At 59.8% G+C, this 8,446-nt stretch carries 9 protein-coding genes and 2 pseudogenes; 4 read left to right on the forward strand and 7 right to left on the reverse strand.

The window, feature by feature from the left end:
• Positions 1 to 67: 67 nt before the first annotated feature.
• Positions 68 to 779: pseudogene (locus AC1D2R_RS27890) on the reverse strand (catalase-related domain-containing protein); the annotation flags it as partial.
• A 246-nt stretch (positions 780 to 1,025) separates the two neighbouring features.
• On the opposite strand from AC1D2R_RS27890, the gene AC1D2R_RS27895 reads away from it, so the two are divergent.
• The 4 genes and pseudogenes from AC1D2R_RS27895 (at position 1,026) to AC1D2R_RS27910 (ending at position 3,941) form a co-directional block, all read left to right on the forward strand.
• Positions 1,026 to 1,340, forward strand: coding sequence for a hypothetical protein (locus tag AC1D2R_RS27895; RefSeq protein ID WP_477972510.1), 315 nt, complete (start codon positions 1,026 to 1,028; stop codon positions 1,338 to 1,340).
• A gap of 6 nt (positions 1,341 to 1,346) precedes the next feature.
• Positions 1,347 to 1,922, forward strand: coding sequence for a cysteine hydrolase family protein (locus AC1D2R_RS27900; RefSeq protein ID WP_477972511.1), 576 nt, complete (start codon positions 1,347 to 1,349; stop codon positions 1,920 to 1,922).
• 218 nt (positions 1,923 to 2,140) lie between these two features.
• Positions 2,141 to 2,828: pseudogene (locus tag AC1D2R_RS27905) on the forward strand (YoaK family protein); the annotation flags it as partial.
• A 780-nt stretch (positions 2,829 to 3,608) separates the two neighbouring features.
• On the forward strand, positions 3,609 to 3,941 hold the full coding sequence (locus AC1D2R_RS27910; protein ID WP_477972513.1) for a hypothetical protein: 333 nt from the start codon (positions 3,609 to 3,611) through the stop codon (positions 3,939 to 3,941).
• A gap of 267 nt (positions 3,942 to 4,208) precedes the next feature.
• Here AC1D2R_RS27910 and AC1D2R_RS27915 read toward each other — a convergent pair whose 3' ends face one another.
• The 6 genes from AC1D2R_RS27915 to kduI all read right to left on the reverse strand — a co-directional run.
• Entirely contained in the window at positions 4,209 to 5,006 is a 798-nt protein-coding gene (locus tag AC1D2R_RS27915) for a transporter substrate-binding domain-containing protein (RefSeq protein WP_477972515.1), read from the reverse strand.
• 59 nt (positions 5,007 to 5,065) lie between these two features.
• The gene (locus tag AC1D2R_RS27920; protein WP_477972517.1) at positions 5,066 to 5,794 is read right to left on the reverse strand and encodes an amino acid ABC transporter ATP-binding protein; all 729 of its coding nucleotides are present in this window, start codon (positions 5,792 to 5,794) and stop codon (positions 5,066 to 5,068) included.
• Positions 5,778 to 6,431, reverse strand: coding sequence for an amino acid ABC transporter permease (locus AC1D2R_RS27925; protein ID WP_477972519.1), 654 nt, complete (start codon positions 6,429 to 6,431; stop codon positions 5,778 to 5,780). Before AC1D2R_RS27925 ends, AC1D2R_RS27920 begins: the two co-directional genes overlap by 17 nt.
• 7 nt (positions 6,432 to 6,438) lie before the next feature.
• The gene (locus tag AC1D2R_RS27930; RefSeq protein WP_477972521.1) at positions 6,439 to 7,122 is read right to left on the reverse strand and encodes an amino acid ABC transporter permease; all 684 of its coding nucleotides are present in this window, start codon (positions 7,120 to 7,122) and stop codon (positions 6,439 to 6,441) included.
• A gap of 40 nt (positions 7,123 to 7,162) precedes the next feature.
• The gene (gene kduD, locus AC1D2R_RS27935) at positions 7,163 to 7,918 is read right to left on the reverse strand and encodes a 2-dehydro-3-deoxy-D-gluconate 5-dehydrogenase KduD (RefSeq protein WP_477972523.1); all 756 of its coding nucleotides are present in this window, start codon (positions 7,916 to 7,918) and stop codon (positions 7,163 to 7,165) included.
• Positions 7,919 to 7,922: 4 nt separating this feature from the next.
• Positions 7,923 to 8,446 (reverse strand): 5-dehydro-4-deoxy-D-glucuronate isomerase (kduI, locus tag AC1D2R_RS27940; protein ID WP_477972525.1); only part of this gene is annotated, 524 nt, incomplete at its 5' end.

Genomic DNA, 8,446 nt, shown 5'->3' on the forward strand with positions numbered 1-8,446 from the left:
GGGGTCGAAGGAGCTCTCGCAGATCCTGCAACTTAACGGGCGCGGATTGCTCCGCGCCCGAACTTCGTCATACGATCGGCGGCGACGCCTTGCCAAGCTTTACGGACGGTTCGCGTCCCCAGACGCGGAGCTTGCCTAGCTCTTCGACAAATCCGCCCAAATCTTTTGCACTCGACAGGGCGATCGAGCCCTCGTCGAGCGCGGTCGAGATACCAGCCTTGTCGAGGAGCGTCAGCGCCGACTGATCGGAACCGATGTAGTTGCAGTGCTGGAAGGCGTCGGCGACGAAGTCGCGGGCCGTCTCCTCCTTGACGATTTCTTCGATTGCCTGGTGGGACGGCACAGGGCGACCGCGTCAAAGAGCACCGACGGGCCACCGTCGATCATATGGTGTGCCTCCAGCCAGCTTCCGTCGCACGCCGTCACGCCGCCGACCTCGGAGCACTGAGTTCGAAGACCGCCTTCTCTTTGGTGATCGCGGCGGTCAGGCCCTTGAGCAGTTTGGCGTCGACGCCGCCAGTGACGAGTATCCCGAGTTTACGTCCCTCGAAACGCCCCGGTCCGCGTTCAACGATACTCAGTGCTGGCGGCGGTTCAAGATCCTGATGCGTCGGCATAGCCGCATCGGCAGCCCTTGGCATGGACTGGAAGCCAAGGTTCTGGGCCACCGTCGTGGCCAAGGTCTCGTCGATGTTCATCAGGTGCGAGACCATTCGTTCGCGTATCGCCGGTGTTTCGACCTTGCTGAGTTCGAAGGTCAAGGCCGATGCAATATGTTGATTGATGCAGACACGAAAAGGCCGCCACGGGGACGGCCTTTTGTCGACGCCTGCCGCTTATGCTGCCTGCGCGCCCTTGGCGTTCGCCTGGGATTGGGCGAGCTTCGTCAACTTCTGGTCGGTGGCGTCGTCCCGGTTGGGGAGATCGCGGAAGCAATGCGGACGAAGGGCTTTTGTTCCAGTCGGTTTTCTCACGGGAACTTAATTGGATGTCGAGCTTTACTGCGCATGCAAGAGGAGGCTTCGATGCAGCTCACAGATACACACGTCGGCAACAAGGACGGCTTGATAACGGTCGATTTCCAGGGCGAGGGCGGCGATCTTGTTTCCGTCAGAATGGCGGCGGGAGACGTTGAGGGAGTCGCCGCGATCAGTCACGCCAAGGCCATCATGGTCCAGCTCACAACCTTCGCGGAGGATCGCGATCCCTCTCAGGACGATTGGAGCCGTTCCAGCGATAGTAGCGAAGAGCAGGGCGGCGGCACCGTGGAGACGAAGCCGGATCTACCTCGCGTCTCGTCTTTCAGCAACTCGCCCTGTTCGGCCGGTTCAACCGTCTGAGTTCAGATGCCTGGAAGCTGGATCCATTTATGCATCGACATGCAGTCGATGTTCGCGGAGGACACACCCTGGCATGTGCCGTGGATGGCAAGCGTATCCACTGCTGTCCTGGAAGTGACGGGCCGCCACCCGGAAAAGACCGTCTTCACGCGTTTCGTGCCCCCGACCGCTCCCGCCGAGGCAACAGGCATGTGGAAGGACTATTACCGAAAATGGGAGTCCATGACGCTCGGGACTATGGATCGCCGGCTCGTGGAAGTCGTGCCGGACCTTGCACGTTTCGTCCCGCCCGCCCGGACCTTCGACAAGATGACGTATTCGCCGTGGGTCGACGGACGGCTGCATCGAATCTTTCAAGCCGAGGGGATCGGCACGCTGGCCATCACGGGCGGCGAAACGGACGTCTGCGTCCTTGCGGCGGTGCTTGGAGCGATCGACCTCGGTTACGCGGTGAAGCTGCTGAGCGATGCCGTCTGCAGCGGCACGGACGAAACGCACGACGCAACCTTGCAGATCCTTGGGGATCGGTTTTCGGTGCAGGTGGAGGTGAAGACGACCGAGGAATTCTTGGGAGGTTTCTAGGGGCTTCACACGGCCGCCCAGGTGTTGACGACGAACGCAGTCTCTCTAGCTTTTTTTCAAATGGAGGAGCCGATGAAGAAAGAGCCTGATTTCCGAGCGTGTCCGAGCCGTACAGCACTGGTACCGTTTCTACCAAATCCCACCAAGGCGCAAACCGGATCGGGAGGCCCCCCGATCAGAATCGCGGGCCGGCCTTTGCGCCGCCCATGTCAAGGCACCTTGTCCGGTTTCTGACATTTGTCGCAGGTGCAGCCAATGCCGGTGGCTTTCTGGCGGTCCAGCAATACACGTCTCATATGTCACGCATAGTTTCATCAATGGCCGACAATCTGGCGCTCGGTGATGTCGGGCTGGTGCTGTCCGGGCTAGGTTGGCCTGTTGTCATTTGTCGCAGGAGCGGCCTGTTCGGCGGTGCTTGTTAACTGGGGGCGGCGTCAACGTCTGCAAAGCGAGTATGCGTTTCCACTCGTCCTGGAAGCCGGCCTGTTGATCTGCTTCGGCCTGCTCGGTGGCGCCCTTGCTCGTCAGGAAGGATTATTTGTGCCAATGACCGTGGTGCTCTTGTGTTTTATTATGGGTTTGCAAAACGCCATTATCACCAAACTGTCCCAAGCCAGGATCCGGACGACGCACATCACTGGCCTGGTTACCGACATGGGCATCGAACTCGGCAAGTTATTCTACTGGAACGCATCGCAGCATAGCCAAGAGCGACCATTCGTTCAGGCAGACCGCAAGAAGTTGAAACTGCTGGCGTCGCTGGTCATGCTGTTTTTCGTCGGAGGTGTCGTCGGGGCGATGAGTTTCAAATACATCGGCTTCGCAGCAACGCTGCCTTTGGCAGTCATTTTGTTAATGCTCGCTGCCGTGCCGGGTCTGGACGATGTGTCTGTTCGCGTGAGGCGGGCTCGGCAATAATCGGCAGCGGAAGCGACAGGGCAAAGGCATACCCGGTTCAGCTATCCGGCGGGCAGGATATCGCGATCGATCGCGCGACCGGGAGTGCAGTCGAGGAGGGATTCCACGCAGCCCCCTGATCGACCGCGCACGCAATCCCATCTCGCGCACGGCGTTTCTGGACGAGGGCTTCGCCGACATCTCGGGTGTGATCTGGTCACGCGTTAACCGCCCGTGCTCCCTCGACAACGGATACATGCCAAGTTGGCGAAGAGGCTGAGTTCTACCCATCACTCCCATCTCGAACACTCAAGCCGCGAAGCCCTTTGTTGGGCGGAGTATTGTTCCCAAAACAAAAGTCGATGATCTCGATCAGGGTCGACTTTCCGAGCGCATTTGTCGTATCCTTGTTGCCGGCCGATTTTGATCGATCAACTAGAATGAGATTGGCACCGGTTTGGAAGTGTGGAAACCCTTTTGCTGGCGCGAACGGACCGGGTCATGGCACCGTCCTCCCGATCAAGCCGTTCTCCATGGCGCCGATCATATAGAGAAGGTTCAATGCGAGCACCAAGCGCTCGAACGTCCCTAAATTGGGCTCAGAGATCGGCGGTATATATTTTGGGGTGAAATGTGAGTTGGTCTCGGGGTTTCTTTCGTGGATGGATTGCAGTAACGGCGATTTGGCTCCTCTTCGTCGGCCTGTTGTTCTACAACTCGATAAAGAGCCCTTACATTAGCTGGGGTGGATACTTATACAGCCAAGACATCTCGCAGCCCCCAAACTTCATGCTGGAATATTCTCAGGAATTTCATGAAGCCGAACACCGTAGGTCAGCTGGCGAACTACAGGGTTACGAGATCACGAGTGAGACCCTGCCTAAGTCAACCACCTACTTCTTCCCGACAGCAATGTCGGAGGCCGACCAATTTAGGCTAATGAAAGCCAATCATGAGCAAGCTCAAGCTGCACAATTGAAGTTGATCAGCGAAAAGCGTTGGGAGAGATTCATAGACGCAATCAAAGTTGCGCTGTCGCCTCCAATCATCCTTCTGCTGATCGGATTGGCAATCCGCTGCGTGATCGCGGGCTTCCGCAGACAAGCGCCACCAGAGCCCTGACACTCAACACCCCACCCGCCACGCTAGAACTCGACAGGGGCCCAAACGCCGTCCCGTCGTCCTGACATCAAACAGCGTCTTTGGCCATTCGAACGGTAAGCTTCCCAAAGTCCGTCCCCCCAAGAGGCCGATGAACGCATCGGGAGCCCGCTCCAGGCCGGCAACGATGTGGTGCCGATCCCCGAGCCGGAAGTCTAACAGAAGCGGGCGCAAGCGCTCGCATGACAGTCCGCCGAGGCCCTGAGGCCCCGGCGATTGTTCACGCACTTACTGACGCGAAGTCACGTCGTCGGGCAGTTCGGCATTGTGGTACTTGCGATAGATGTCGCGCAGCACCTTGTTGTCGAAGTTGGTCTTGACCCATCCGTCGAGCCAGCCTTTCAGCGCCGTTTCGCCCTTCGGAATGCCGATGCCGAGATTGGTTTCCTTCTGGGTAAACTTCACCTGCAAAGGATTGCTCGTCATCTTCTTGTTGATGCCGTTGATGACCGCCGACTGGCTGGACAGGRTATCGACCTGGCCGGAGACGACCGAGGTGATCAGCGTCGCGTCGTCTTCGAAGCGKACGATATCGGCGCCYTTKGCCTTTGCCGTGATGTCCTGGTCGTTGGTCGTCGCGCGGGTCACGCCGATGCGCTTGCCSTCGAGATCGGCATAGTCCTTGATCGCGACRTCAGCCGGACCGGCAACGACGAGAGWGAGCGTCGCGTAGGGAACMGAATAGTCGATCGCCTTCTTGCGTTCCTCGGTGATGCCGAGCGACGAGACGACCATGTCGGCCTTGCCCGTCTGTACCGAGGGAACGCGGGCAGCATTGGTGATTTCCACCAGCTCCAGTTCGACGCCCAGATCCTTKGCGATSAGCTTGGCGGTTTCGACATCCGAACCTGTTGGCTTCAGGTTTTCGTCGACGAAGGAATATTCGGGGATGCCCATCGCCACKGCGATGCGTACCTTGCCCGCCYTCTTGATATTMTCAAGCACATCGGCATTGGCGGTAGATGCGAAGGCCAGCAGGCCAACKCCGGCGATAAGTGCCAGTTTCGAWATCATTCTTGTCGGCATATGAGACTCCTCTCTCGTTTACCTGATCCTGCGCCTGGCGCAGGCACTCCTCCATGAATTCAGAGCTCTTCGGCCATGAACTCCTTCAATTCCGGCGTCTGCGGATTGGAGAGGATGTCTGCCCCTCCCATCTCCCAGACCTTGCCGGTATGCATGTAGATGACGCGGTTTGCGGCGCGCTTGGCAAAGCCCATCTCGTGTGTGACGACGATCATCGTCATGCCGCCCCGGGCAAGATCTTCCATGACGCGCAGCACCTCGCCCGTCAGTTTCGGATCAAGCGCCGAGGTCACTTCGTCGAACAGCATCACCTTCGGCTGCATGGCGAGAGAACGGGCGATCGCCACGCGCTGCTGCTGGCCGCCCGAAAGCTGTTCCGGATAGTTGTCGATCTTCTCAGACAGGCCGACCTTCGCGAGAACCTGCCTGGCGATCTCGAARGCCTCGTCCTTGCGCATCGACTTGACSCGGCGCAGCGCCAGCATGATGTTYTCGGCGACCGTCATGTGCGGAAAGAGATTGTAGCTCTGGAACACCATGCCGATGTCGCGGCGCAGCGTCCTGAGATCGAGCTTCGGATCTTCGACGCGATGGCCGCARACCTCGATCGTCCCGTCCTGGATCGTCTCCAGCCGGTTGATGCAGCGAAGCGCCGTGCTCTTGCCGGATCCGGACTGGCCGATCAGCGCGACCACCTCGCCGGTGTTGATCTCGAAGGAGACGCCTTTCAGCACCTCCAGKGCACCGAAGCGCTTGACGACATTTTTSAGTTTAACGRCGGCCGGCATTGAGTTTCCTCTCAAGCGAACGGCTCCAGACCGACAGCGGATAGCAGACGCAGAAGTAGAAGAGCGCTGCGACGCCGAAGACCAGGAACGGCTGGAACAGGGAGTTGTTKATGACCTGCGCCGCACGCGTCAGCTCCAGGAAGCCGACGACSGATGCGAGCGAGGTGTTCTTGACGAGCTGCACGAGGAAACCGACCGTCGGCGGCGTGGCGATCTTCAGCGCCTGCGGCAGGATGACGTCCCGCAGTGCCTGCCAGCGCGTCAGCCCCAGGCATTCGGCRGCTTCAAACTGGGTYTTGGCGATGGATTCTACCGAGCCGCGCCAGATCTCGCCGAGATATGARCTCGAATAGACCATCATGCCGAGACCGGCKGCGACCAGCGGCGGCACTGAGATGCCGAACACGCCAAGCCCGAAATAGAGCAGGAACATCTGGATCAGAAGCGGCGTGCCCTGCACGATCTGGATATAGATGAGCGCCGTGCGCCGCAGCCAGCGAAAGTGCGAGATTCGCGCCAGCATGACGAAGAAGCCGGCAATGCCACCAAGAATGAAGGCGAGCGCGGAGAGCACGACCGTCCAGAGCAGGCCGTCGAGCAGGTAGAAGAGGTGATTGGTCGAGAAAGCGCCGAGCATCGTCACCTCACACGCCGAGCCCGAGCCGGCGGCGGCGCGGGAATGCGATGASGCTGAGCCCGAAGAAGGCGGCACGTAAYAGGTAGGTGATGGCGATGTAGAGAAGCGCCACGACGAAATAAGTTTCCAGCGAGCGGAAGGTGTTCGACTGGATGTTGTTGGCAACGCCCGTCAGCTCCTCCGCCGAGATCTGCGAGCAGATCGAGGTCGACAGCATCATCAGGATGAACTGGCTCGAGAGTGCGGGGTAGACGCGCTCGATCGCCGGTAGAAGGATGATGTCGCGGTAGATCTGGAACTTCGAAAGACCGAGCGCTTCGGCCGCCTCGATCTGGCTCGGATGGATCGAATCCATTCCGGCGCGAACGATCTCGGCGGTGTAGGCCCCGACATTGATGACCATCGCGAATACCGAGGCCGCAATGATGGGCAACCGGARACCGATCGACGACAGGCCGAAGAAGATGAAGAAGATTTGGACGATGAACGGCGTGTTGCGGACCGTCTCGATATAGACRCTGACGATGCCGCGCAGGATGGCGGAGTTCGAACGGCGGCCGATGGCGCAGGCGACACCGATCGCCATGCCGATGATCACCGAAAACAAAGTGATCTCGATCGTCGTCAGCGCACCCGACAGGAAGTCCTGCCAGTAGGGCAAGAGTGCCCCGAAATCGAACTGATACTGCATAACTCCTCCGTGCGCGGCAGGTTAGGCCGGCGCCAGTGCCTTATCGTGCAAGCCAGCCGCCATCGACCGGGATGACGGTGCCGTGGACGTAGTCGGACGCCGCCGACGCTAGGAAGACCGCTGCCCCGCCAAGTTCTGCGGGCGTKCCCCAGCGTCCGGCCGGGATGCGCGCCAGGATGGCCGCATTGCGATCCGGATCCTCGCGAAGCGCGGTGGTGTTGTTGGTGCTGAAATAGCCGGGSGCGATGGCGTTGACGTTCACGCCCTTKCCGGCCCATTCGCAGGCAAGCAGGCGCGTGATGCCGGCAAGGCCGCTCTTCGAGGCCGTATAGGACGGAATGCGGATGCCACCCTGGAAAGAAAGCAGCGAGGCGATGTTGACAATCTTGCCACTGCCGCGCTCRATCATGTGACGGCCGGCTGCCTGCGACAGGAAGAAGGCGGTCTTCAGATTGGTATCGATGACAGCGTCCCAATCKTCCTCGGTGAAATCCACCGCGTCGGCGCGGCGGATRATCCCGGCATTGTTGACGAGGATATCGAGGCTGCCGAAGACGGATACCGTCTCCGAGACGATATCCTTGACCGGCGCGATGCTGCCAAGATCAGCCTTGATGGCGTGGAAGCGGACACCCGCCTTGCTGACCAGAGCCTCGGTCTCGTCCATCGACGACCGACCGGCGGCGACGATCGAGGCACCGGCTTGAGCAAGAGCCAGCGCAATGCCCTGTCCGATGCCCGTATTGGCGCCGGTGACGACGGCAGTGCGGCCCGAGAGATCGAAGGGATTGGCCATCGTCCTACCTCAGATCCGCAATGGCGATATGGTCCATGTCGGTGAAGCTCTTGTTGTCACCGGCCATTGCCCAGATGAAGCTGTAGTTCTTGGTGCCGGCACCCGAATGGATAGACCAGGGCGGCGAGATGATAGCCTGCTCGTTGGCGACCAGCATGTGGCGGGTCTGCTGCGGCTCGCCCATGAAGTGAAAGACACGCTGATCCGCTTCCAGGTCGAAATACAGATAGGCCTCCATGCGCCGGTCATGGGTGTGCGCTGGCATGGTGTTCCAGACGCTGCCTGGCTCGATCATGGTGAATCCCATGGTCAGCTGGCAGGACTGGCAGACTTGCGGGTGGATGAACTGGTAGATCGAGCGCTTGTTGGCAGTCGCCGCCTCGCCAGGCGTCAGATGGCGGGCCTTGTCGCGGGTCAGGAGCACGGCGGGATGCACCTGGTGGGCAGGTGTTGACACAAGGTAGAACTTCGCCGGATTGGCGGCATCCGCGCTTTCGAAGCTGACGTTCACGGCGCCCTTGCCGACAT

This window comes from Rhizobium sp. P1_C7 (genome assembly GCF_056406295.1).